Source organism: Ferruginibacter yonginensis (assembly GCF_042651465.1).
Lineage (GTDB): Bacteria > Bacteroidota > Bacteroidia > Chitinophagales > Chitinophagaceae > Ferruginibacter > Ferruginibacter yonginensis.
The window spans coordinates 98,352-124,143 of record NZ_JBHSCZ010000005.1 but is presented as its reverse complement, the minus strand read 5'-3'; the positions used below and the strand labels follow the sequence as shown (position 1 = coordinate 124,143).

21 protein-coding genes are annotated in these 25,792 nt (G+C 36.0%); 3 read left to right on the top strand and 18 right to left on the bottom strand.

Features of this window, described 5'->3' with window-relative positions:
* Nucleotides 1-3,691 (bottom strand): beta strand repeat-containing protein (locus tag ACFOWM_RS13780; RefSeq protein WP_379711155.1); only part of this gene is annotated, 3,691 nt, incomplete at its 3' end.
* Between the two features lie 579 nt (nt 3,692-4,270).
* Between ACFOWM_RS13780 and ACFOWM_RS13775 the strand changes: the two genes are divergently transcribed.
* Nucleotides 4,271-6,283, top strand: a complete 2,013-nt coding sequence (locus ACFOWM_RS13775) for a M28 family peptidase (protein WP_379711152.1) — start codon at nt 4,271-4,273, stop codon at nt 6,281-6,283.
* A gap of 332 nt (nt 6,284-6,615) precedes the next feature.
* The gene (locus tag ACFOWM_RS13770; RefSeq protein WP_379711149.1) at nt 6,616-7,494 is read left to right on the top strand and encodes a hypothetical protein; all 879 of its coding nucleotides are present in this window, start codon (nt 6,616-6,618) and stop codon (nt 7,492-7,494) included.
* Between the two features lie 73 nt (nt 7,495-7,567).
* Here ACFOWM_RS13770 and ACFOWM_RS13765 read toward each other — a convergent pair whose 3' ends face one another.
* From ACFOWM_RS13765 to ACFOWM_RS13690, 16 genes are all read right to left on the bottom strand, one after another.
* Entirely contained in the window at nt 7,568-8,596 is a 1,029-nt protein-coding gene (locus ACFOWM_RS13765) for a T9SS type A sorting domain-containing protein (protein WP_379711147.1), read from the bottom strand.
* Nucleotides 8,597-8,917: 321 nt separating this feature from the next.
* Nucleotides 8,918-9,700, bottom strand: coding sequence for a queuosine precursor transporter (locus ACFOWM_RS13760; RefSeq protein ID WP_379711144.1), 783 nt, complete (start codon nt 9,698-9,700; stop codon nt 8,918-8,920).
* An 11-nt stretch (nt 9,701-9,711) separates the two neighbouring features.
* The gene (locus ACFOWM_RS13755) at nt 9,712-10,020 is read right to left on the bottom strand and encodes a hypothetical protein (RefSeq protein ID WP_379711141.1); all 309 of its coding nucleotides are present in this window, start codon (nt 10,018-10,020) and stop codon (nt 9,712-9,714) included.
* A gap of 23 nt (nt 10,021-10,043) precedes the next feature.
* Entirely contained in the window at nt 10,044-11,429 is a 1,386-nt protein-coding gene (rseP, locus tag ACFOWM_RS13750; protein WP_379711138.1) for an RIP metalloprotease RseP, read from the bottom strand.
* Between the two features lie 33 nt (nt 11,430-11,462).
* On the bottom strand, nt 11,463-12,632 hold the full coding sequence (locus ACFOWM_RS13745) for a 1-deoxy-D-xylulose-5-phosphate reductoisomerase (protein ID WP_379711136.1): 1,170 nt from the start codon (nt 12,630-12,632) through the stop codon (nt 11,463-11,465).
* Nucleotides 12,633-12,658: 26 nt separating this feature from the next.
* Nucleotides 12,659-13,990: an argininosuccinate lyase gene (argH, locus tag ACFOWM_RS13740; protein ID WP_379711134.1), complete on the bottom strand. Its 1,332-nt coding sequence runs from the start codon at nt 13,988-13,990 to the stop codon at nt 12,659-12,661.
* A 27-nt stretch (nt 13,991-14,017) separates the two neighbouring features.
* Nucleotides 14,018-15,082: a M20 family metallo-hydrolase gene (locus ACFOWM_RS13735; RefSeq protein WP_379711132.1), complete on the bottom strand. Its 1,065-nt coding sequence runs from the start codon at nt 15,080-15,082 to the stop codon at nt 14,018-14,020.
* A complete protein-coding gene (gene argB / locus ACFOWM_RS13730; RefSeq protein ID WP_379711130.1) occupies nt 15,079-15,873 on the bottom strand; it encodes an acetylglutamate kinase in 795 nt (264 codons plus the stop codon). The genes ACFOWM_RS13735 and argB overlap by 4 nt, the downstream gene beginning before the upstream one ends.
* The gene (locus tag ACFOWM_RS13725; protein WP_379711128.1) at nt 15,873-16,826 is read right to left on the bottom strand and encodes an N-acetylornithine carbamoyltransferase; all 954 of its coding nucleotides are present in this window, start codon (nt 16,824-16,826) and stop codon (nt 15,873-15,875) included. Before ACFOWM_RS13725 ends, argB begins: the two co-directional genes overlap by 1 nt.
* 29 nt (nt 16,827-16,855) lie before the next feature.
* On the bottom strand, nt 16,856-17,992 hold the full coding sequence (locus ACFOWM_RS13720) for an aspartate aminotransferase family protein (RefSeq protein ID WP_379711126.1): 1,137 nt from the start codon (nt 17,990-17,992) through the stop codon (nt 16,856-16,858).
* An 11-nt stretch (nt 17,993-18,003) separates the two neighbouring features.
* On the bottom strand, nt 18,004-18,993 hold the full coding sequence (gene argC, locus ACFOWM_RS13715) for an N-acetyl-gamma-glutamyl-phosphate reductase (protein WP_379711124.1): 990 nt from the start codon (nt 18,991-18,993) through the stop codon (nt 18,004-18,006).
* The gene (locus ACFOWM_RS13710) at nt 18,977-20,206 is read right to left on the bottom strand and encodes an argininosuccinate synthase (RefSeq protein ID WP_379711122.1); all 1,230 of its coding nucleotides are present in this window, start codon (nt 20,204-20,206) and stop codon (nt 18,977-18,979) included. Before ACFOWM_RS13710 ends, argC begins: the two co-directional genes overlap by 17 nt.
* A 19-nt stretch (nt 20,207-20,225) precedes the next feature.
* On the bottom strand, nt 20,226-20,924 hold the full coding sequence (locus ACFOWM_RS13705; protein WP_379711120.1) for a GNAT family N-acetyltransferase: 699 nt from the start codon (nt 20,922-20,924) through the stop codon (nt 20,226-20,228).
* Between the two features lie 311 nt (nt 20,925-21,235).
* Nucleotides 21,236-21,571, bottom strand: a complete 336-nt coding sequence (locus ACFOWM_RS13700) for a hypothetical protein (protein ID WP_379711118.1) — start codon at nt 21,569-21,571, stop codon at nt 21,236-21,238.
* A 21-nt stretch (nt 21,572-21,592) separates the two neighbouring features.
* A complete protein-coding gene (locus ACFOWM_RS13695) occupies nt 21,593-23,089 on the bottom strand; it encodes a GH3 family domain-containing protein (protein ID WP_379711116.1) in 1,497 nt (498 codons plus the stop codon).
* A gap of 105 nt (nt 23,090-23,194) precedes the next feature.
* Complete coding sequence (locus ACFOWM_RS13690) at nt 23,195-23,605, bottom strand: DUF4258 domain-containing protein (protein ID WP_379711114.1); 411 nt, start codon at nt 23,603-23,605, stop codon at nt 23,195-23,197.
* 102 nt (nt 23,606-23,707) lie between these two features.
* Here ACFOWM_RS13690 and mtaB point away from each other — a divergent pair, with 102 nt between their 5' ends.
* A complete protein-coding gene (mtaB, locus tag ACFOWM_RS13685) occupies nt 23,708-24,976 on the top strand; it encodes a tRNA (N(6)-L-threonylcarbamoyladenosine(37)-C(2))-methylthiotransferase MtaB (RefSeq protein ID WP_379711112.1) in 1,269 nt (422 codons plus the stop codon).
* On the opposite strand, the gene truB is transcribed toward mtaB, so the two are convergent.
* Nucleotides 24,973-25,788: a tRNA pseudouridine(55) synthase TruB gene (gene truB / locus ACFOWM_RS13680; RefSeq protein ID WP_379711110.1), complete on the bottom strand. Its 816-nt coding sequence runs from the start codon at nt 25,786-25,788 to the stop codon at nt 24,973-24,975. The genes mtaB and truB overlap by 4 nt on opposite strands.
* Between the last annotated feature and the right edge of the window lie 4 nt (nt 25,789-25,792).

Genomic DNA, 25,792 nt, shown 5'->3' with positions numbered 1-25,792 from the left:
AGCTCTGTGGGTTGCTCGTAACATCAAACGATACATCTGTTACACTCGTTAAACTCAAGGTTTTGTCTACTCCCGTAAAGTTATCTTTCAACACTGCTCGTAAGCCCGGGTATTGTAATACCGATGGGTCTATGTTAAAACGATAAGGTGCTACTCGTAACCCTGATACCATCAATGGAATCGTATCGTTCACTGTTAAGTGCGGACGACGCTCTACCACCAAGTTATACGTACCATTCTTTATAGCTAAGTTATCGGCCGTGTTCAATATCTTACGTACATCCATATTATCTACCCCTGCACTAAAGTTATTGGCAAAGTTCAGCAATACCCCATCTGCCAAGTATTCACTGCCATCGATATCTTTTGCATATAAATTAATTTCTAATGTTGGGAAGGTTACACCAGGTCTGCCTGTTTCAGTTGAAGCCGCTTCCTGCGGTGCTGTAGCCGTAGTAGTCATCCTACTCTGTAAGCTACTGCCACTTCCCTTGTCTGATTCATTTACTGTAACCGTTCCTGCTGTTCCTGTATTGCTTTGTACAAATATCGCTTCGCCACTCTCTATAAAGTTTCTGATAACACCACCTGCCTTTACATAGTTGGTACCATTCCATGTATACGTTTCAAATGCACCTGCATTGTATGCGCCTGCATTATTAGGGTTCCATACGATAAACGCATTGGCTATATTTGACTTGCTCACCGTTCTAAAATCTATTCGTGACGCATACGGATTACCGAAAGAATAAAACTTATTGGCAGGTACCGTAAAGCTTTGTGTTCCCGTTAATAAATCGCCTTTAATACGTAAGTTAGTGGCACCCGTTGCGCCTGTAGTATTGATACTTCTATCGCCCCTTACAAACACATAGTACCCTTCTTTATTGGCTATTTTGGCCGTGTTAGCATTGGTTACATCTATATAACTATTACTTGCCGCATCATAGTACTTCATAGATGCTCGTTGGGTTACCTGATCCATACCCACAAAACTGGCAGGACCAGATATTTGGGTACCATAACCTGTTGAGGTTGTTGGACCACCCTCTCTCCATGATGCCGTTATTGTTGGCGATGTGGCGATACTTACTGGTGTAGCTAGCAATCGCCATGCTTTTTTCGCATATAAATAACGCTCCACATTTACCTTACCCGTTATCGTATTGCCGCTGCCAGTTGCTATTTGGCCGAAGTTCGCCGTAGCCGTATCTCTTGATAACAACGTTAAATTATCGTTGGTCGTTATTGTTGAGTTGGTTATGCCTGCTCCATATACCAATGCTGAGCTGATCAACAATGTATCACTCGGTGCACTAGCAATAGTGATACCCTTTGTATTGGCATTGATTAATGTGCTGATATTTTTATTGACAAACCAGTTACCTGATAAGTTTTGGGCTACACCCGTGTTACCCTTCATCTCTAACAAACCTGCATTCGCCTTCATCTTACCAGTTGTACTCGTTATCGTTCCTGAACCATTACTCGTAAACCTTGTACTGCCTATATCAAACACTCCCTGCTGCAAATGCGTTACCCCATTTACCGTTTGGTTAGCTGCTATCGTTACTGTTGTTGGGTTGTTAATCGTTAAATCGTTAATACCACTTGCAATTAAACCATTACCAGTTATTTGGGCAACGGTTCCGTTATATAAATAATTACCAGATGCCACATAAGTGCGACCACCCGTCATTTGTATATTACCCGTTGCACTACCACTATTTGAAATACCCTGTGCATGCCCAATACCTAAGGTAGTATTGGCTTCCATAGTGAAAGCACCAGCACCAGAAATAACGTTGGCATTACAATATAACCCAGCTGTAGAGCGTACATTTAAAGGACCAGCAATGGATACAGGTGCCGTTGATGTGCCTAAACCAGTTGACGTACCTAAATACACATCCGTTAAGGCATTAATGTTAAAACTACCTGCAATATTTAAAGTACCAGCGGTGGTTTGTTTAACAGCCCTTCCGCTTCCACTACCATTGAGTGCTAAAATGTTTCCATAAGTAACGGCATTATAAATAGTTTGCGTAATACCATTATCACCATAATATTCAACCGTACTTGTTGGCGCTAAACTATACACATCATAACCTCCAGGGAAATTACTACCCGTTACGCCCCAATTACTACCATCTGCGGTAACCAAACTTTGATCGCCACCTAATCGCAAACGAGCACCAGCAGCCAATCTAAGAGTTGAAGTTGTTGCACCATTGGGTGTAACAATATTAAATGAATAATCTTTAGGTATATCTAAAGTAGAATTTACACCCACATTTAAATCCCCAGCAATTACAGTTGATATACTAAAATCATTTCTTGTACCACTTAAAATAACGGTGGTTGGTGTTGTATTACCAATATTAAGGGTTTGAAATCGATTGCCTTTAATGGTATCATTGTATACAGAAGGATTGGTATTATTAATCAAATACTGTGTACCACCACTATTGAGATTATAAATAGAGCCCTGATTTGTATTATAACCACGAGGATTAAAAATCATATCACCATACAAGTTCCATGTAGTAGGATTACCAGAAATAGTTGCATGTCCTTCTCTTGCAACACTCGATGTAGCAGTTGGTCTTCCTAAAATGATATCTCCATATACATTCACGGTTGAGTTAGAACAGTTAAAAGATGTTCTATTATTTCTATTGCCTGTAACTGCACCGCCAACAGTTTCAATGGTAAGGTTACCGTAAATATTAATAGCAGTAGAAGTTGCCACATTTGCCGCAACCAATACCTGATAAATAGATGTAGATAAATTTCTGATAGTTAAATTTTGTACTGCAATATTTGCAGGTATGGTAATAGTAACAGTTTCATTTGTTACTGCAGCCCTTGTAACATTAATTTCTACGTTATCGCATTGCTGAGGTACTCTACCTAAACTCCATCCAGCTGCTGTTGACCAGTTAAAACTGGTACCTGTAACGGTAGCAATATTTGTAACAGTAGCGTTGCAATAAGTTATACGTACTTGGCCAGCTGCACCGCCACCGCCAGTTTGTGTAGATGCACCTGATGCATAGGCACCACCACCACCACCACCAACTGTAGTACCTGCAGCACCACCACCAGTAGTAGTTCTTCCTGCACCGCCGGCTCCGCCACCACCCGTACCACCGGTACCACCAGTTGTATTAGCAGCGTTTCCACCATTTGCGCTAGAACCAGCACCGCCACCACCTGCACCTGCTCTTGTACCTGAAGTACCAGCAAAACCATTACCACCATTATAATCAGCCCCTGTGCCACCCACACCTGCGGCACCTGAAGGACCTGTACCTCCACCGGTACCACCATTAGCTGTAAATTTACCATCGAATGATGAAGCGCCACCATCACCACCAACGCCAGTACCTGCTATACCGCCTGTACCTACTATAAAGTTATAGCTAGTATTAGGCACAACTGTCATAAAGTTTTTGGTGTAACCACCACCACCACCGCCGCCGGCAGCACCTGCTGCACCTGAAATACCGCCACCAGCACCGCCGCCGCCCCATGTTTCAATGAAGACAGAGGTCACTCCCACTGGACAAGTCCAGCTACCAGAAGATGTAAAAGTTTGTGAGGTTTGTGCATTAGCACTTAGCGAAAACAGGGTAGTCAATAATACAACAACTACATACCAACTCCTTTGGAGTAAATTTTTTTTCATAATTGACAAAACAATTTTTTTATAAACCAATGAAGCGTACTTTATTTATAAGGGTTATTTTAAAAATAAAATGGCTTCGTTTATATTTTTCAAAACAGTACAACTGCTTAGTATAAATTCTTATTAAAGAAAAAATTACTATGATGTTACACCATTTTTAGAACGAGACACACATACGAATGTATAAACGATATAGATTGACTTTTTATTGTTTTTAATTATGATTGATTAGAAAAACATCTACAATAAAAACAGAAATTCAATGTTTAAACATGTATTAAAACAATTGCAAAGAAACTACTTATACAGTAAAAAAAAATATGATATAACGATTAAAATATTTTTATTTTTTTCATAAATAAAATTTTTGAAACCCTTTACTGTTATGAATTACGGCAAAGTCTATCGCAATTTTACTAAGCAACTTTACGTATAAAAAATTTTAGATGAATCGATAAATTTCTAACACAACAATAGTTATAAAAATTTTTACCTTTTTGATATATAACATGAAATAAAACTAACAGTTGTACGTTCTTTTTATAGAAAAATTATTACATCCAAAGAACAACCAAAAACATGAAGAAAATTTTATTATTACCATTGATTTTATCCGTATTTGTAAGGGTTACTTTTGGGCAAGCAGCTACAGTGCCTATACCAAACATTACCAACATTACTTTCTCAAATACAACCGCTGCAAATATTTTAAATGGCAGTTACACACCATCAACTTACAACGGTGCAGGAGTACAAAATATTCCAGATAGTATTGTAAAAGGGCTATTAACCAAAATTAACCCAGACTCTATCAAATCATATTTTTTACGATTGGGTACATTTTATAATAGGCATTCAGCAAATCAACTAGCAAGCACTACACAAGGCATCACAGCATCAGTAAATTGGGTTAACTCAAAGTTTTCTGAATTTAGTGCGGTTAATGGTAATAGATTAGTAGTATCAGATTTAAATTTTAATGGACCTACGCTTTGTGGTGTAACATCATTTAAAGAACCAATCGCAATTATACCAGGTAGTAGTTTAACGGATAAATCTATTATGGTTTTTACAGCCCACATAGATAGTAGAACAGATGCCTCAACTTGTCCTGCATCAACAGTAGAAGTAAGAGGTATGGAAGATAATGCAACAGGTGTTGCCGCATTGATGGAGTTAGCAAGAGTGATGAGCCAATACAGTTATGATAGAACGATTGTATTTTTAATTACCACATTAGAAGAACAATCTTTAGGTGGTGCAGTGGCATTATCAAAATACTGCCAAGCAAATGCCATACCTGTAAGAGCCGTTATTAATAACGACCAAATGGGTACCATGATTTGTCAAACACCATCAAGCCAACCAGGATGCACTGCAAACAATACTTTTGATACAACGAACATCAGAATTTTTTCAAGCTCATCAAGACAGCCTGCAAAACAATGGGCTCGTTATATTAAACTAGCGTATAAAGATAAAGCGTTACCTACAGCAACCGTTCCTATGACTATCAATTTAATGGCAAATGTTGATAGAGATAGTAGAGGTGGCGATCATATGGCATTTGATACAGCAGGTTTTACGGCAGTACGATTAATGTGTGCCAATGAAGCAGGAACAGGCTCAGGTTCAACTCGTATACATTCATCAAGAGATATTGGTGGTTTTGATTTTAATAGCGATGGCATTATTGATAGTTTTTATGTAGGCTTTAATTACATGCAACGCAATGCCATGATTGATGGCTTGGCTATGGCACTAGCTGCTGTTGCTCAAACGCCACCAACATACACCGTAACTAACTTAGGAAATAATAATATAAGGGTGGTTATTAATACACAAACAAGTTACCCATCTTACAGAATAGGTGTTAGAACAGCCACCAATGATTTTGATAGTGTGTACCGAGTATTTTCTACTACGAGCACTTTATTAATACCAGTGAGTAGTACTGGCCGATATTTAATTTCTGTAGCAGGTGAAGATGTTGATAAAGTAACAACGTTTTTTGGCACAGAAGCAAATATCGCAAGTTCAGCCACTACACTTGCTGTAAATTATCAAAGCTTTACAGCTGTTAAGAAAGATAATAAAAGCGAATTGAGTTTTACTATAGGACAACCTGTTAGTAACACCATCTTTTATATTGAACGCAGTACTGACGGACGCAACTTTAATACCATAGGAACCATTAACAGTACCGTTGCAGGTGTGAGGTATTTCTTTGAAGATGCATCCCCTATTTTAAATGCAATTAATTACTATAGAATAAAAGAAGTAGATCAAAATAACACAGTAAGTTACAGCAGCATTAGAACCGTAAAATATATAGCTGATGATTTAATTCAGGTATTTCCTGTACCAGCCAATACAGCTGTAACAGTTGTTTTTACTGATATTATGCAACAAAAGCCTACAACTTTATTTTTATACAATGATATGGGACAAATGGTGTACGTTAAAAACCTCATACGCACAACAGGTAAAGAAGTAATTGATATTACCAGTTTTAGAAATGGAAATTATGTACTCAAAATCACTACTGCCAACAATACAATTGTAACAAAACAAATACAAGTGATGTGGTAGGTTAAAAAATAATTTTTTAAATAAAAGTGTTCAATCATTAGACTCGTCTAATACGATTGAACACTTTTTTATTTCCTATAACTTAGAAATTATAAATACTTACAGCAGTTGAAACGCATTAAAATTTACAATTTAAAAGAGCTATCTTTAAGCTGGGGTGTGAGCAATGTTTCGTTTATTACATGCATTATGTAATAAACAATTATAGTGAGTTATGAATATATTAAGCGTTTTATGTAACAAACGAATTGGTTGAGCACATCTTTTTATTTAAAATATTAGATGTACCACATCAACATAAGTTACCATTTTACCGCTTTTATATTCAATTCATGAAAAAACTATTTGAACAATTTTTAGCTGAAAAATTTAGAGAACAACTAGAGCGTTTTATTATTAGAGTTGCCATTGTTAGTTTTATCATTCATTTATTACTGATATTTTTTGTACACCTTGGTTATATTAACATAAACTCAAAACTCACTCAAAACCCTATTTCAGCGATATATACACCGTTTTCATTCATATTGGTGTATGAGGTATTTCTTTTGGTATTTTACTTACCAAGATCAATTAGCAGTTATATAGGCAAACAATATGAAATTATTACCTTAATAGTCATTAGGCGTATTTTTAAAGATATTGGTAATATGGAAATGACTCCGAAATGGTTTACCATTGAAAGTGATCGTTTGTTCACCTACGACTTAGCTACTGCTCTATTGCTATTCTTTTTAATACAGCGATTTTATAAAAATTTACAACAGCCATCAACAATGTTGAGTGAAGCACCAATACAAGAATCACTCATAAAGAGTAGAAATAAATATATTGTACTTAAACATAACATCGCAAAAATTTTAGTACCACTTGTAATGGTATTAGCTGCTTACTCGTTTGTGCATTGGATTATTATTTGTCAACAAAGTAATTGGAATGATATTACTGCGTTTAAAAAAATCAACAACATATTTTTTGAAGATTTTTTTATTTTACTCATTATCATTGATGTAATACTGCTCCTGTTTTCTTTTTTATACACCAATGATTTTCATAAAATCATACGAAATTCAGGTTTCGTAATTAGTACCATCTTAATTAAACTATCATTTTCAGTAGAAGGTATTATTAATAATATATTGATTTTAGGCGCCGTTGTATTTGGATATGTAATATTACTCATTCACAACTCATACAAATCCATCAAATAAAAAAGCACATTTGATAGTGATAAATACTTTCAAATGCGCCTTTTAATAACAGATAAAATAATAGCATACCCTTTTATAAAATGATAACAGGTATACTCATTGTTGATTTATTATTTTTAATACTCAAAGTGTAACGCCCCGTAATAGCTGCTGGTACTGCCATACGCTGCAATGCATTGGTTTTGTAATTGATGGTTTGTTGGGCTACTAATTTACCATTTGCATCAAATAATAATGCATTATAAACACCGCTCTCAACATTCTTCAAAACAAACTGTATCGTTTTGTTTTCAACAGGGTTAGGTGCAACTACAATTTGTTGATCTTCTACAACTGTAACTGCATTTATTTTATTGATAACGCTGTAATCTATTCTACCATCAGAACTAATGGTTTTAATACGATAGTAACATGTTTTAGATGGTGCAGCATTGTCGTCATAAAAATAAGATGCAGGAGCATTATTATTGGCTGTAACGGAACCAACATATTTAAAATTCACCCCATCAAAACTATTTTCAATTTCATAATGATGTATTAATTGTTCAATTTGTACACTCCAATTAACTGTAACAGATTTATTCAAATTTCTTTTAGCTGTAACAGATTGAAAATTGATGGGCAACACACCTGTAGGTTTATACACTATTTTGAACCTATTGGCTGCATAGCTTGCTGGGTCTGTAGTTACATTGAAATTAATGGCTGTAACATCTGTATTACTTATTGCAATTTCTGTTTGTGTAAGCGCATCAAATATTTTAGGCAATGTTGCACTTGTGCCTAATACTGAAGGATCAAACTCAATACGATATTGACCTTGATGCAAACCTGTGAGTGATAAACGTAACGTATCGCCAATATTGAAATAGGGCCTACGCTCCACAACTAAATTGTAGCTACCATTTACGATAGCAATATTATCAGCAACGTTCATGATTTTACGAACGTCCATATAATCTACATTAGCATTAAAACCATTATCAAAATTTATAACGGCAGCATCAGCTAAATACATAGAGTTATCTACATCTTGAGCATACATATTTATTTCTAATGTAGGGAAAGTTACGCCGGGCCTACCTGCAACCGAGGTATTCATTTGGCTAAAAGCCATTTGTGCAAACAACATACAATGCATAAAAATGCATCCGAATAGGATTGGTACATGTTTTTTCATGGTGTTATAGATTTTTGGAGTTGATACAATCAACCGAATACATTAACGTTGTATAAAATGATTTTAGTATGTGTTACACACTTTCATTACAATCATTTTACTTTCTGCATTTAAAAAAAGCAAAAATGCCACGTTAGTTGGCATTCGATTATTATACAGTAAAGTTGTATGGTATTAATTTGTAATAGTATAGATATATATACGATAAATGAGTAGCGAATTTTCTACAAAGTAACTGTTTGTTTACGCAGCAATTTTACCCATGGCTGCTTGTTTCATGCGATGTGCCGTTTCTTTTCCTAAGAATGCATCAATACGATTTTCTAATAAATAAATGAGGGGCGTTAGTATAACTGCCACCGTAAATTTATACATATAGTTTACCATGCAAATGGCTAATACTTTTTGCAGGCTCCAATCTTTACCTAAATAAAAGGCAATAAACAACACAATAAAACTATCTACCAATTGCGATACTACGGTAGAGCCCGTTGCCCTCAACCAAACTTTTTTATCGCCTGTTACAGCTTTAATTTTATGGAACACTGTAACATCTACAATTTGACTTACCAAAAATGCTGCAATACTACCCAATATAATCCACATACCTTGGCCAAACACACTGTTAAATGCAGCACCCATATTGGGTACACCATCATTAACGCCTGTACCATACCAAAAATCGGCACCGGGTACACTCATAGCCATATAAAACATTAAGAATGCATATGAAATAAGTGCTACTGCAATAATTGAGATACGCCTTACTGCTTTAGGGCCATAATACTCATTCACAATATCCGTCATTATAAACTCTAAAGGCCATAATAACACACCACAAGTTAAACTCAACGACAACCCACTTTCGCCCAATAGTGTAAAGTTAAAAGGCGTAAAACCCAACAACTTTTCTAATGAAAAAATTTTGCCGCCAATACACTCTGCAATAAGCGCATTCGCTACAAAAAATGAAGTGATGATGATAAAAAGTTTGGTGCCTTTATCTTTTAAAATATCGTTGACCATGGTTACTTAATTTAATAAGCTTTAAAAAACGAATACCATATTTCAATTGGTAACATAATAATGTTAAACCATAATATATATCGATGTACAGGTATGCCTTTGCGGATTGATTTACGATACAACACAATAAATACAAAGGCACTGTTCAATAATATAGCAACTATAAAACCCAACACTACAATGGTACCTTCTACAAAAGGCAACGGTATAATACCATCCTTACTACCGGCTTTACGCATGGGTATTTCTATCAAACGCATGATAGATGATAATATAAAGCACAGGTTACAAACAGCCACTATTTTTGAAAAGAAACGCATGATGGTTTATTTATAAATGGTGATTAACCTTTACCTCTACCATAACCTATCCAATCGTTTAAATTTGCATATAACATCAATGAAAGCAAAATAACCATCCCTACAATTTGGGCTCTCTCTAAAAACTTTTCACTTGGTTTACGGCCAGATATCATTTCGTATAAAGTAAATAATACGTGCCCCCCATCTAATGCTGGTATAGGTAATAAGTTCATAAATGCCAACACAATAGAAAAGAAAGCAGTCATATTCCAAAACTGTTCCCAATCCCAACTTGTTCCTGAAAATACCGATCCCATTGATTTAAAGCCACCCACACCTTTTGCTGCACCAGTAGCAGGCGTAAATATTAATTTAAACTGTTGAATGTACTCTCCTAATTTTTCGCCAGCTAAACGAATGCCTGCCGGAAAAGCACTAAAAAATCCATAGCTTGTATGTTTTATTTTAAATACACCTAAACTATCATACTGTTGAGGTGTTAAAAAAGTTGGATTTATTTTTCCTTCTTCATTAATAGCTACTGGTAATTGTAGCGTATCGCCTTTGCGAAGCACCGTAAGTTGTACAGTTTTATTACGCTTGGTATCAAAATATGTTGCAGCTTCATCAACAAAATTTACTGGTAGCGTATCTACTTTTAATACTTTATCCCAATATTGTAAACCAGCTTTTTTTGCATTGCTGGTATCATCTTTATCAAAATCGCCTACAATAAAAGGTATTCGTTGTAATACTAAAGTTTTTACTTTCTTTTTTTCTACCAACTTCCCAATTAAATCAACCGGTATAGTAACATTAGTTTGCGTACCATTACGTTCTACTAAAATATTACCACCTCCACTAAATACAATCTTTTTAGAAATTTCTTCAAAGTTTTTAATAGTATCAGCATTTACCGCTAAAACCTTATCGCCAGTACGTAAGCCTATTTCATAAAATAACGAATCGGTTACCCAAATACCATTTTTAACACTGCTGTTTGGAATTTTATCATCGCCCCATTTCATTAAAATACCTGCATAAATAATGAATGCTAGTATTACATTGACCGTAACACCACCTAACATAATAATTAAGCGTTGCCAAGCTGGTTTGCTTCTAAACTCCCAAGGTTCAGCTGGTTTGTTGAGTTGCTCTTTATCCATGCTCTCATCAATCATACCGGCTATTTTAACATAACCGCCTAATGGCAACCAGCCAATACCATATACTGTTTCACCAATTTTCTTTTTAAAAATAGAAAACCATGGATCGAAGAAAAGGTAAAATTTCTCTACCCTACATTTAAACCATTTTGCAGTGATGTAGTGCCCAAATTCGTGTAATACAACTAATATTGAGAGCGATAATAATAACTGTGCAGCCTTTAAACCAACACTACCCCAGTTAATTGCCAATAATTCCATGTGTTATTATAATTGAATAAAATTTTGATTGGGTTACATTTTCATAATTGAAGCAGCGAAGTTACGAGCCTCACCATCGCTTTCAAAATATTCGGCTAAGTTAGGCTTTTCAATAAACGGAATTTTAGCCATCGTTTTTTCAACCACAGCGGTAATATCTAAAAAGCCAATACGGTTTTTTAAGAAAGCCCAAACTGCAATTTCATTAGCAGCGTTGAGTACACAAGGTTTGTTACCGCCTGTTTTTAATGCTTCAATAGCTAAGCCTAAATTTCTAAAGGTTTTATAATCAGGTTCTTCAAAAGTAAGTTGTGGGTACTTTTTAAAACTAAAACGTGGAAAATCATTTTTCAATCTTTCAGGAAAACCCAGGGCATATTGAATAGGCAACTTCATATCTGGCAAGCCCATTTGTGCTTTCATACTACCATCTTCAAACTGCACCATGCTATGGATAATACTTTGTGGGTGTACTACCACTTCTATTTGCTCAGGCTGTAAATTAAATAACCATTTTGCTTCAATCATTTCAAGCCCTTTATTCATAAGGGTTGCAGAGTCAATTGAAATTTTAGCGCCCATGCTCCAATTGGGATGTTGCAGGGCATGGTCTCTTTTTACATTTACTAAAAAGTTGGGCTTTTTCCCTAAAAATGGACCGCCACTTGCCGTTAAAATAATTTTTTCAATGGGGTTGCGTTGTTCGCCAACTAGGCATTGAAATATGGCAGAGTGTTCACTATCAACCGGAATAATGGGCGACCTATTTTCAAAAGCCTGTTGCATAACTATATCGCCAGCAACCACCAACGTTTCTTTATTAGCTAAAGCAATTACTTTACCTTTTTGTACGCCTTTTAAGGTAGATCGTAAGCCGGCAAAACCTACAATTGCGGTGAGCATAATATCATACGTATCAAAATCAGCTACTTCTTCTAAAGCAGCTTCGCCACTAAACACCTTTACATCGGTATGGGCTAATGCAGTTTTAACATCATTATAACGGTTGGTGTCGCCAATTACAACTGCATTGGGTAAAAATTCTAATGCTTGTGCAATTAAAAGTTGGTAATTGGTTTGGGCAGTAAGTATTTCTGCTTCTAACAAATGACTATGTGCACGAATTACATCGAGTGCTTGCGTACCAATAGAACCTGTTGAACCAAAGATGGCGATCCGTTTTTTAGGTGTTTGTTCAGCCATTATTTTTTAAAAATTGTGTAGCAAATCTAACTGATTAATTGTTGCAACGCAATTTTCACTTTATCAAAATTGAATTTATGAACAATCTGCTGCATGGCCGCTGTAATTTGCTCATTACACAAATTACCAATAGAGCCTTCATGCGTATGATGTACTACGGGTGAATATGAAAACGCACCTTGCTCAATTTCCGTTCCAATTTGCTTATAAGCATCTCTAAAAGGCATGCCTTGTAAAACCAATTTGTTCACAGCCTCCACACTAAATAAATATTGATACTGTTCATTTTCTAACAAATTAGGTGTAACCTCAATATGTTGTAACATCAAATGCATCATTTGCAAACACTGTTGTAATTGATCAAAAGCAGGCATGATGTGCATTTTAAGCAATTGCATATCACGTTGGTAGCCTGATGGTAAATTATTGGTAAGCAATGTTACTTGTTGGGGCAATGCTTGTATATTGTTACAATGTGCCCTTACTAATTCAAACACATCCGGATTTTTTTTATGGGGCATGATGCTGCTGCCCGTGGTGAGCTGTTCAGGAAAACTGATAAAATTGAATTGTTGGTTAACGAACAAGCAAACATCCATACACATTTTTGACAAGGTAGCAGCTATATTTGCCATAGCACTAGCCAATACCCTTTCGGTTTTACCCCTGCTCATTTGAGCATATACAACATTATAATGCAAATCATCAAAACCTAATAATTGTGTAGTAAGTGTTCGGTTTATAGGAAACGATGACCCATACCCTGCTGCCGAACCTAAAGGATTTTTATTGACAACAGTATAAGCTGCTTGCAATGCAATCATATCATCTACAAAACTCTCTGCATAGGCCCCAAACCACAACCCAAATGACGATGGCATGGCTAATTGCAAGTGCGTGTAGCCCGGTAATAAATGATGCTGATGTTGGTTACTTAGCTTTATTAATAGCTGAAACAATGATTGTGTATCACTCACTAATTTTTCTATAGCGGCCCTATAAAACATTTTTAAATCAACAAGTACCTGATCGTTTCTACTACGAGCACTATGTATTTTTTTACCAACATCACCCAACTGTTCCGTAAGCAAATACTCTATTTGAGAATGTACATCTTCTACATCATTACTAATGGTGAATTTTCCATTTGTTACGTCATTATAAATAGATTTCAAAGCAGTTTGTAACAATGTAAATTCTTGTAATGTTAATAAACCTACTGATTGTAACATTTGAATATGCGCCAATGAACCTAACACATCATATTGAGCCAAGTGCTCATCTAACAATCGATCATTACCTACCGTAAATTGATGAACAGCTGCAAGTGAATCAATATTTTTTTGCCAAAGTTTCATGCTGAATAGTTTAGATGCTGTTTTGAATTATAGAACGATATTGTTCAATAAATGAATATATACTGCTATGCCTTGCTGAATATCATCTAAATAAATAAACTCATCAGCAGTATGACTTCGAGCACTATCGCCTGGCCCCATTTTTAAAGTTGGAAAAGGCATTAAAGCTTTATCTGACGTAGTAGGCGAACCATAATAGGTTTTACCCATTGCCAAACCTGCTTGTACCAAGGGGTGCTCTAGTGCAATACTAGTTGATTTTAAACGGGTTGATCGAGGCGTTAATGTACTTTGCAAATTACTGCGTAACAGTTGTAAAATTTCATCGAACGTATACAGTTCATTAACACGAACATCCATTACAAAATGACAATGTGCTGGTACAATATTGTGTTGTGTATTTTCAGTATTAATAACAGTTACAGTAGCAAACGTAGCTCCCAATAAATTACTTACCCTATCAAAAGTATACTGCTGTAACCATTGAATATCATTTATGGCTTTGTACAAAGCATTGTCACCTTCTTTACGTGCCGCATGGGCTGCAGTACCCGTTGCAACAGCATCTATCACCATCAACCCTCTTTCAGCTACGGCCATTTGCATTTGGGTAGGCTCACCCACAATACCCATATCAATACGAGGCAAATGGGGTAACACTGCTTCTATACCATTTACGCCACTAATTTCTTCTTCGGCACTTGCAACAAAAATTAGGTTAAATGGCAATGCTTGTTGATGATAAAAATGAAGAAAACAAGCTAATAAACTTACCAAACAACCACCAGCATCGTTACTACCTAAGCCATATAATTTACCATTATTTTCAATAGGCTCATACGGATGTAAAGTGAAGCCTGCATTGGGTTTTACTGTGTCATGATGCGAATTGAGAAATATGGTAGGTTTCGCAGCATCAAAATACTTATTTTGGGCAATAATGTTATGTTGTATGCTTGTAAAAGGTATACCACGTTGCTCCAAAAAAGTACGGATAATAGCAGCAGTACCACTTTCATTTTTTGAAAAAGAAGGGGTCGCAATTAATTGTTTCAGTAACAATACAGCATCATTAAAAAGTAGGTTGGTCATGATGTTGTTATTAAAGTACCTTTAATATTATGGGTTGTATTTTGGATGATATTGCTGGCATGACCAATTAAAACCTCATGTACGCCTTGCTGAATAGCAGCAAAAGCATTATCAATTTTAGGTAGCATACCATCAAATAACAAACCTGCTGTTTTCATTTGATGATAAATAGTTGGTGTAATAAGTGGCACTACACTTTCATCATCATGAATATTTTGTAATACCCCATTTTTTTCAAAGCAATACATTAATCTTACTTTGTAGTGAGTGGATAATGCAGCAGCCAATACCGAAGCAATAGTATCGGCATTTGTATTGAGTATTTGAGCAGCGCCATCATGCGTTAATGGTGCAAATACTGGTGTTATGCCTTGTTGTATCAATGAAAGTAGCAATGAAGTATTAACATCATGAACCAATACATCACCTACAAAACCATAATCCACATTAGTAACTGAGCGTTTTTGAGCAGGCATAATGTTACCATCGGCACCCGTTAACCCAACGGCATTACAACCAAAACTTTGCAATTGTGCCACAAGTTGTTTATTGATGAGGCCGCCATACACCATCGTGACTAATTGAATAGTAGCAGCATCAGTAATGCGCCTACCACCTACATATTGTGATGTAATACCTAATTGATTGCCTATTTGTGTAGCAATTTTTCCGCCGCCATGTACTAATATTTTAGGAGCGTTAATGGTTGCAACATCTGCTAAAAATGAGTGGAGAGCAGTGGCATCATCCAACACATTTCCACCAATTTTTATTACGAATAATGATGGCATTATAATGTTTTTAAAATGGTTGATAATACAGCTTGCGCTGCCCAAACCCTGTTACCAGCTTGGGTATTCACTAAACTTGCGTTACTGTCTAATATTTCATCACTTAACTCAATATTTCTTCTCACTGGCAAACAATGCATTACTTTAGCTTGATTGGTAAGTTGTAACTTTTGCTCAGTTAACATCCATGAAGGATCATTACTATAAATTTTTCCGTAATCATGGTAAGTGCTCCAATTTTTGACATATACAAAATCAGCGTTTTGTAAGGCTTCATCTTGATGGTGGGTGATGGTGGCACTTTTGGTAAAAGTAGCATCCAAAGCATAATCTTCGGGGTGTGCAATTACAAATTCTGCTTCGCCCCAGTGAGTCATCCATTGCGAAAACGAATTAGCAACGCATTGCGGCAATGCTTTGATGTGGGGCGCCCAAGTTAACACCACTTTAGGTTTAGTAGGTTTATGCCAATGCTCTTTTATAGTCAATACATCTGTAAGCGATTGTAATGGGTGCAATGTGGCACTTTCTAAACTCACAATAGGCACCGCAGCATATTGCATAAACGCTTTCATTACTTGTTCACTATAATCATCTTGTTTATTTTGCAATGCAGGGAAGGCTCTTATACAAAGTATATCAAAATATTGCCCTAGTATAGGTGCCGCATCCTTAATATGTTCAACGGTATGTCCGCTCATAATAGCCCCTTCCTCAAACTCCAAAGCCCAGCCATCTTTATCTATATTAAACACTATGGCTTCCATACCTAAGTTACTTGCGGCAATTTGAGTACTTAAACGGGTACGTAAACTGGGGTTTAAAAAGAGTAATCCGATTCGTTTGTTTGCACCCAAATGCTGATCAATAAATGGATGTTGTTTGTAATGCATAGCTAACTGCACCATATCGTTCACGTTAGTAACATCATGTACCGAAATAAAATGTTTCAATAGCTGGTATTCATTTTTAATGTTAAAAATTAGGCAGTAGTTACTGCCGCTTTTAATGCTTGTAAAAAAAGGTCTGCTTCTTTTTGTGTAATATTTAATGCAGGTAAAAGCCTGATGATATTGGGTTTGGCTTCGCCAGTAAAAATTTTATACTTTTCTAACAACAACTTTTTTATATGACTTAAATGTGGTGGTAAAACAATACCTATCATCAAACCAACGCCTCTCACTGTTTCAATTTGTGGTATTTGTTGTAATTGCTCCATCAAATATTTACCCATATTTGTAGCGTTAAGCATTAACTGCTCTTGCTCCATTACTTCAAGCACTGCTAAAGCAGCTGCACAAGCCAAATGGTTACCACCAAATGTAGTACCCAACATAAAATGTTTTGCAGCAATTTTGGGTGCAATAGCTACACCAGCAACCGGAAAACCATTACCCATGCCTTTGGCCATGGTATAAATATCAGCTGCTACACCGCTGTGATCATGGGCATAAAATTTACCGGTTCGTCCGTACCCACATTGTACACTATCAGCAATAAAAATGCTATTGTAGGTATCACATAAATTACGAATAGCTTGTAAAAAAGAAGCAGTAGCAACATTAATACCACCAACACCTTGTATACCTTCAACAATAACAGCAGCAACGGTTTCACCATCAGTAGCAAAATATTGTTGCAAGGCTGCAACATCATTAAATGGTAAAAAAACGATGTTATCTGTTTCATTTACAGGAGCAATAATCGCAGGATTGTCAGTGGCAGCAACCGCTAAAGATGTTCTTCCATGAAACGCCTTTGTAAATGAAATGATTTTTTTTCGTCCGTTATAAAACGAAGCTACTTTCATGGCATTTTCATTGGCCTCTGCCCCTGAATTACATAAAAATAATTGATAGTCAGTTTTACCAGAAACAGCCCCCAACTTTTGTGCTAATTGCACTTGCAATGGTATTTTAATAGAGTTAGAATAAAAACCAACTTTATGTAATTGTGCGGTGAGTCGCTCCACATAATGTGGGTGAGTATGACCAATAGAAATGACCGCATGACCACCATATAAATCTAAATATTGTGCTCCTTTATCATCCCAAACATAAGCCCCTGCTGCCTTTTCAATGGTAATATCGTTAAGCGGATATACATCAAATAATTTCATATTTGTATCTTTTAAAAATAATTGGCTTTTAATTGTAACCCAGTGGTAGCAGCTAAACCAAACATGAGGTTCATATTTTGCACAGCTTGTCCGCTAGCACCCTTCAATAAATTATCTATTGCAGTATGTATCACTATTTGATTACCTATTTGTTCAATTTGAATTAAACATTTATTGGTGTTAACCACTTGCTTTAATGAAATAGCATTTTTACTCATTTTCACAAAAGGATCTTGCACATAAAATTGCTCATACATATGATACAATTCAGTAATAGCCATGCTACATGGCAGTTGGGTGCTCACAAAAATACCTCTGGTAAAATCGCCTCTCCAAGGCACAAAATTAATTTGGGGTACAACAGAGGCAGTTTGTAGCCCTTGTACGCTTGCATTAATTTCTACAAGATGTTGATGTGTTAAGGTTTTATATGCTTGGATATTATTGGCACGCCAGCTAAAATGACTGGTTTCGGCAAGGCCTTGTCCGGCACCAGTAGCACCCGTAATACCTGTTACATAAATGGAAGTAGGTAAAGCATTTGCTTTAGCCAATGGCAATAAACCAAGTTGAATAGCTGTTGCAAAACAACCAGGGTTAGCAATATTTTGTGCAGTTACAATTTCGTTGTAATGCAGTGCTGGTAGGCCATACACGAAATACCTATTATTAAATTGATTATGTTGCGGCAACCTAAAATCATTGGCTAAATCAATAATTTTTAAAGGAGCTGGTATATCATTGTCTTGTAAAAATTGTGTTGATTCTCCATGACCAAGGCATAAAAAAATAACGTCAACATCAGTTTTAATTGTAGCATCAAAAACCAAATCAGTATCTCCAATTAAATCTTGATGCACTTGTGCAATAGCTTTACCAGCATTGCTTTTACTGTGAATACACTGCAATTGTACATTAGGGTGGTGTAATAATATTCTTATTAATTCGCCTGCTGTATAGCCTGCGCCACCCACAATACCTACTTTAATTTTTGGTAGCATGTGCACTGTTTTTTACTTGATGATAAATAGCTGTTTGGTTACCAAATATTTTACTAAACCCACGTACATCATCTCCGGTGTAACCTGTATTCATTTCACCATACTTTCCAAATTCGGCACTCATTAAATCGAAGGCCGATTCAATACCTATTATTTGAAAATGATGTGGCAGCAATTGCAGTAGCACCTTGCCTGTAACTTGTTGTTGTGTACTTTCAAAATAAGCTTCAATATCTCTCATTACGGGGTCAAGTATTTGTCCTTCGTGTAACCAATTACCATAAAACAATGCTAATTGATCTTTCCAATTCAATTGCCATTTGGTAAGTACATGTTTTTCTAAAGCATGGTGTGCTTTAATAATTAGCATAGGAGCTGCAGCTTCAAAACCAACCCTACCTTTAATACCAATAATAGTATCACCAACATGAATATCTCTACCAATACCAAAAGGCGCAGCTAGTTGTTGTAAGTATTGAATAGCATCGCTTGGGTGCTCAAAAGTTATATCGTTTACAGCTACCATTTCGCCTTTTACAAAATGTAATGCAACTGTTTCGGTAGTATGTTTGGTAATAGGCGTAGGCCAAGCACTTTCCGGTAACATGCCCATACTTTCAAGGGTTTCAACACCACCTACACTTGTGCCCCACAAGCCTTTGTTGATGGAGTATTTGCTTTTTTCAACATTCATTTGTACCCCTTTACTTTGGAGGTAATTAATTTCAGCAGTTCTACTTAATTGTAAATCTCTTATAGGTGTTAAAATGGTAGTACCGGGTATCATTATATTAAAAATCATATCGAACCTTACCTGATCATTACCTGCGCCAGTACTGCCATGCGCTACAGCATCAGCGTTTAACTTTTTTGTGTGTTCGGCAATACACAAGGCTTGGCTCAACCTTTCGGCACTTACGCTTAAAGGGTATGTATTATTTTTTAAGCAATTGCCAAACACTAAATATTTAATGATGCTGTCGTAATAATTTTTAACAGCATCAATACATGTATGTGAAGTAACGCCCAATTGATACGCATGTTGTTCAATTTGAGCTAACTCAGTAGTAGTAAAGCCACCAGTATTTACAATAACGGTATGTACTTCATAACCTTTCTCTTCAATAAAATATTTTACACAAAAAGTAGTATCTAACCCTCCGCTAAAACCTAGCACTACTTTTGAACCACTTGGTAAACTGTGTTGTTCCATATTTAACATCGTTAATTTTTTAGAAATATTTTAAAAAAGCCTTAGTGATGCCCACACCATTGCCAGATGATTTATCAAAAATATTTTTCAATAATTTCCATTGTTTCAAACGCATGAGGCGTTCAATACCCTTCTTCTTTTTTTGAAAATATTGTTGCGTTTCCGCAGGCTCGTAATGATCGTTGGGGTCGTACAACATTGCAGTACACATGCAATTTTTTCGATCTTTACTCATTAAAATATCATAGTTAACACAGCTTTTACAACCAGCCCAAAACGCATCATCATTAGTAAGTTCGCTGTAAGTAACTGGCTCGTATCCTAAATCAGAATTTATTTTCATTACGGCCAAACCAGTTGTTAACCCAAATATTTTTGCTTGTGGATACATTTTTCTACTCAACTCAAAAATGCAGTATTTAATACGTTTGGCTACACCACTTTTACGATAGGCTGGTGCTACAATTAAACCGCTATTGGCCACAAATTGTTCATGTTCCCAAGCTTCAATATAACAAAAACCTACCCACTCGTTTTGAGGAGTTACGGCTATCACGGCTTTACCTTCTTTTATTTTTTGTTCAATATAAGCAGGGGTTCGCTTGGCAATACCAGTGCCACGGGCTTTTGCTGAAGCCGCCATTTCATCAGTAATGGTGTTGGAAAAATGTACATCTGCAATAGTAGCAGCACGTACAATAATGCTATTGTTGCTCAACTATGTAAAATTGAAATTGTTTAAAAATGTATGTGAAGTGAAGGTTAGGATTATCAATTTCATGCTAGGTGAAACATAACCCTATTGGTATCATCTCTCTTGTCGGGGTAAAGCATTGGTAACACTCATGCCAACGGTACGCATACTTAAAGCAAGTATCGTTTCAGGTGTTGGGCAATATGTTTGAATGTTACACAGCATTTGCTTAGTAGTTATGGTGCAAAACTATAAATAAAAAAGATACAGTAGGTAAAAAAATTTTCTACAGGTTAAAATAATGCTTGTAAAGTACGATAACCAGTTATAGATAATTATAGATGATGCCATACTTCATTAATACCATCAGTCAATAACTCAATGAGTTCATCATCCATAAATTCATACGTATCAGGAATATGTAACACAGTAATAAGTGGTACATCTAACTGTGTAAACATTTGTTGTAAGTGTATTTTTTGTGCAGGTTCCATCACCACAATTACATCAGCCCAAATTATATCAGCAGCGGTAATTTTTTTGGCGCTTTTTGAACTTAACCCTGCAGAGCGTATACTGAAACGATCATCATTTTTAAACAAGTGTTCAGCAGTTCTGCTACGCCTTTTGTTGCGGCCGCATACAACTAATAAGTGTGGTCTTTCTTTCAAGCAATAATGAATTATGGTTGCTTAAACATACTTTAATGCCGTTAATGCAGAGGCAATAGTACGATCATTACTTAGTTTAGGCACTTTGTTTTGTCCGCCCAACTTGCCCACACTTTTCATGTATTGTTTAAAACCATCTTTTTGTATGGGGGTAATTTTCAGTACTTGTAAAATATTACCTTTTATTAAATCATCGTAGTACACATTTTTTGTTCGCAATGCATCGTCAATGGCTTGTGCAAATGCCTCCATATTAAGGGGTAAATCTTCAAACTCAATAAACCATTCGTGGTAACTTTTGCCTTTATCAGCAGCTACATAAGGTGCCACCGTAAATTCATTGATGCGTACACCTGTGGCTGCTGTAGCTGCTAAAATAGCCGCCTCAGCTTCTTCTACAATTACATGCTCACCAAAAGCAGAAATAAAATGTTTAATACGACCACTTACTATAATGCGATACGGATTGGTTGAAACAAACTTAACCGTATCACCAATGTTATAAGCCCACAAACCTGCATTGCTACTAATGATTAAAGCATAGTTTTCACCAACCACTACATCTTTTAAAGTAAGCCTCGTTGGTTGTTCATTACCTAACGTATTCACCGGAATAAATTCATAAAAAATACCACTGTTGGTATTGAGTAACATTCCTTTTTCTTTTTGTGAATCTTGAAAAGCAAAAAAACCTTCACTTGCAGGAAACAATTCAATGGTATCAATTGGCTTACCAATACTTTCAATAAGCTTGGCTTTGTAAGGTTCATAGTTTACACCACCCTGCACCATCACACTGAAGTTGGGAAACAACTCACTTATTTTTTTACCAGATTTTTCTTGTAGCTTATCAAAATACATTTGCACCCAAGGTGGTATACCACTAATGAGTGTCATGTTTTCGTTGATGGTTTCATCAACAATTTTTTCCAACTTTTCTTCCCAGTCTTCAATACAATTGGTTTCGTATGATGGTAATTGGTTGCTGCGTAAATATTTTGGTACATGATGGTTTACAATGCCGCTTAAACGACCTGTTGGTATGCCTCCTACTCTTTCTAATGTTGGTGAACCACTTAAAAAAATGAGTTTACCATCAGCAAATTTGGTATTACCAGTTTCAACCATATAACACAACAATGCATTACGAGCAGTGTTAATGTGGTTAGGAATTGAATCTTTCGTGATAGGTATATACTTTACACCACTAGTAGTACCGCTGGTTTTAGCAAAATAAATGGGTTGACCTTTCCACAAAATATTGTGTTTGCCTTCTTTTATTTTGTTGATGTATGGCGTAAAAGCTTCATAATCTCTAATGGGTACTAGCTTCGCAAAATCAGCAGGGGTTTTAATGGTATCAAATTGATGATCTTTCCCAAAAACAGTTTTACCGCCGTTTTTTATAAGTTGCTGAAAAATTTGTTCTTGATCAGCAACGGCAGTTGCCATGCCTTTTTTTATTTGCTTGTATATGTAGTTGGCAAAGGGTTTTGCCAAAAATGATTTTATTTTCATTTCAAAAATGCACTTTTAAAATCGTAAAAAACGATTGTTAATGATCTTAAACGATCGCCACAATTTACGACGCACTTATCATAATTTAATTACAATATTGATGACTTATTTACAGTCACATGGCCAATCTTTATCTAAATCAATTACAGTTACCACCGTTACTTCGTTACCATGTGGAGCAAATACAATGCGAACATGCTGACCATCAACCGTTGTACCTTCTACGGGGTAAGTGGTGCCCCTATCATCTTTCTCAATTTTATTAAGATTAATGGTACCTTTTTCAAATATATCTTTTACTTCAGCTTCATCAATATGCCTACAGGCCATTCTGCAGGTGGCATGTTTGCTGTATACAATATTGGTTTTGCCCTCTTTTAAATCGGTATAAGCGGTTGTTACAGCATCAACAGTAACGGCAGTGGTATTTTTTTTACCACGTTGGCTCTTTTTTACCCAAAAGAAAAGTAAAACGGCCGCTAGCAATATTAAGTAAGGTAAATTTTTATTTTTCACGGACGCAATGTACAATAATTAAGCAACCAACTGCAGCCAAAACAGTAATTTTTAGCGTTTGTATGTAAGGCTACAAATAAAAAATAGCTAAATTTGCAACCCATGCAAAAAACAGTTGCTTTACATACATTAGGTTGCAAACTCAACTACAGTGAAACCACTGCATTAGGGCGTATGCTCGAAAATGATGGTTTTGAAAAAAGAGATTTCGATGAAGTAGCGGATGTGTATGTAATTAACACTTGTTCTGTAACTGAAAATGCTGATAAAGAGTGCCGACAAATTGTTAGAAAAATACAAAGAAAAGCACCTGAAGCATTGGTGGTTATTACAGGTTGTTATGCTCAATTAAAGCCTAAAGAAATTGCTGAAATACCTGGGGTTGATTTGGTTTTAGGTGCTGCAGAAAAATTTAATATTGCGCAACACCTTAAAGAAATTACCAAAAACGACGCCACCAAAATTTGCAGTTGCGATGTGGAAGATGTAAACATTTTTGTGCCTTCGCATTCTGTTAACGAACGTACCCGTATATTTTTAAAAGTGCAAGATGGTTGCGATTATAACTGTAGTTTTTGCACCATACCAATGGCTCGTGGTAAAAGCAGAAGCGATGCTATTGACAATGTAATTGCAAACGTTAAATCAATTGCTACTGGTGGCGCTAAAGAAATTGTTTTAACGGGTATTAACTTAGGCGATTTTGGAAAAGGCTATACTGGTGGTAAAAAACACGGTGAAAATTTCTTTGATTTAATTAAAGAATTAGATGCCTTAGACGATATAGAACGATACAGAATATCATCTATTGAGCCTAATTTATTAAGTAACGAGATTATTGAATTTGTTGCGAACAGCAAGCATTTTATGCCGCACTTTCACATACCATTGCAGAGTGGTAGTAACCATACATTGGCAGCTATGCGCAGGCGATATAAAAAAGCGTTGTATGCTGAAAAAGTTGGCTTAATAAAACTTTTAATGCCACACTGTTGTATTGGGGTAGATGTTATTGTGGGTTTTCCTGGCGAAACCAATGAACACTTTGCTGAAACTGTTGAATTTTTAAGAGGACTTGATATTTCATACCTACATGTATTTACTTATAGTGAAAGGGATAATACACATGCACTGGAATTAAAGCCTGTGGTACCTATGCAAGTAAGGCACGAACGCAACAAAATTTTGCGTAATCTCAGTTACGAAAAAATGCAAGCATTTACCCAACAGCACATGGGTGAAACCCGTAAAGTTTTATTTGAAAGTGTAAATAAAAATGGTATGATGGAAGGCTATACCGATAACTACATTAAAATTACCGCTCCACACCAACCAGCTTGGGAAAATAATATTATTGAGTGGGTTATTTAATTTTCCTCATTATTGGTTACTACATTCATTGCTTCATTATCCGCTTTTAATTGTTCTAAAAAAGCATCTAAGGTAACAGCATTAGCAGTATCAAAATCACCAATTTTGGTACGACGTAATTCACTTAAATAAGCACCACATTGTAATGCCTGTCCAATATCGTGTGCTAAGCTTCTAATATAAGTGCCAGTACTACAAGCAACCCTAAATTGAACAACAGGCAAAGCAACGGCTGTAATTTCAAATTCGTAAATGGTAATGGGCCTTGCTTGTAAATCAACATCTTTACCTCTCCTAGCTAGTTCATATTGTGCTACGCCATCTTTCTTAATTGCAGCATATACTGGCGGAAATTGTTCAATAGCTCCTACAAATTGCTGGGCGGCTTGTTTAATTTGTAGTTCGGTTATATGTTCAAAAGGCTGTTGATTTTCAGGATCACTTTCTTTATCGTAGGTAGCCGTAGTAGCACCTAAAGTAAAAGCACCTGTATACTCTTTTACTTGAGCCATGTATTCATTTATTTTTTTAGTAAACTTACCTGTGCAAACAATGAGGAGTCCAGTTGCTAAGGGATCTAAAGTACCTGCATGACCAACTTTTTTTATTTTGATGGAATTACGAATTTTTCTAACCACATCAAACGATGTCCAATGCAAGGGTTTGTCAATCAACAATACTTTACCTTCTTCAAAAGTTTTGCGTAAAGGCTCATGAATAGCCACTTGTTGCAAACGTTTTTGTGCTTGCTCCTCGGGTGTACCATGTATTTTTGCTTTGTGTTTTGCGTAGTATGAACCTTTACTTGCCACTTGT

Bases quoted from the DNA above. Each gene is read 5' to 3' on its own strand.
- ACFOWM_RS13775 (WP_379711152.1), top strand. From the start codon at position 4,271: ATGAAGAAAATTTTATTATTACCATTGATTTTATCCGTATTTGTAAGG.
- ACFOWM_RS13770 (WP_379711149.1), top strand. From the start codon at position 6,616: ATGAAAAAACTATTTGAACAATTTTTAGCTGAAAAATTTAGAGAACAA.
- ACFOWM_RS13765 (WP_379711147.1), bottom strand. From the start codon at position 8,596: ATGAATACCTCGGTTGCAGGTAGGCCCGGCGTAACTTTCCCTACATTA.
- ACFOWM_RS13760 (WP_379711144.1), bottom strand. From the start codon at position 9,700: ATGGTCAACGATATTTTAAAAGATAAAGGCACCAAACTTTTTATCATC.
- ACFOWM_RS13755 (WP_379711141.1), bottom strand. From the start codon at position 10,020: ATGCGTTTCTTTTCAAAAATAGTGGCTGTTTGTAACCTGTGCTTTATA.
- rseP (WP_379711138.1), bottom strand. From the start codon at position 11,429: ATGGAATTATTGGCAATTAACTGGGGTAGTGTTGGTTTAAAGGCTGCA.
- ACFOWM_RS13745 (WP_379711136.1), bottom strand. From the start codon at position 12,632: ATGGCTGAACAAACACCTAAAAAACGGATCGCCATCTTTGGTTCAACA.
- argH (WP_379711134.1), bottom strand. From the start codon at position 13,990: ATGAAACTTTGGCAAAAAAATATTGATTCACTTGCAGCTGTTCATCAA.
- ACFOWM_RS13735 (WP_379711132.1), bottom strand. From the start codon at position 15,082: ATGACCAACCTACTTTTTAATGATGCTGTATTGTTACTGAAACAATTA.
- argB (WP_379711130.1), bottom strand. From the start codon at position 15,873: ATGCCATCATTATTCGTAATAAAAATTGGTGGAAATGTGTTGGATGAT.
- ACFOWM_RS13720 (WP_379711126.1), bottom strand. From the start codon at position 17,992: ATGAAATTATTTGATGTATATCCGCTTAACGATATTACCATTGAAAAG.
- argC (WP_379711124.1), bottom strand. From the start codon at position 18,993: ATGCTACCAAAAATTAAAGTAGGTATTGTGGGTGGCGCAGGCTATACA.
- ACFOWM_RS13710 (WP_379711122.1), bottom strand. From the start codon at position 20,206: ATGGAACAACACAGTTTACCAAGTGGTTCAAAAGTAGTGCTAGGTTTT.
- ACFOWM_RS13695 (WP_379711116.1), bottom strand. From the start codon at position 23,089: ATGAAAATAAAATCATTTTTGGCAAAACCCTTTGCCAACTACATATAC.
- mtaB (WP_379711112.1), top strand. From the start codon at position 23,708: ATGCAAAAAACAGTTGCTTTACATACATTAGGTTGCAAACTCAACTAC.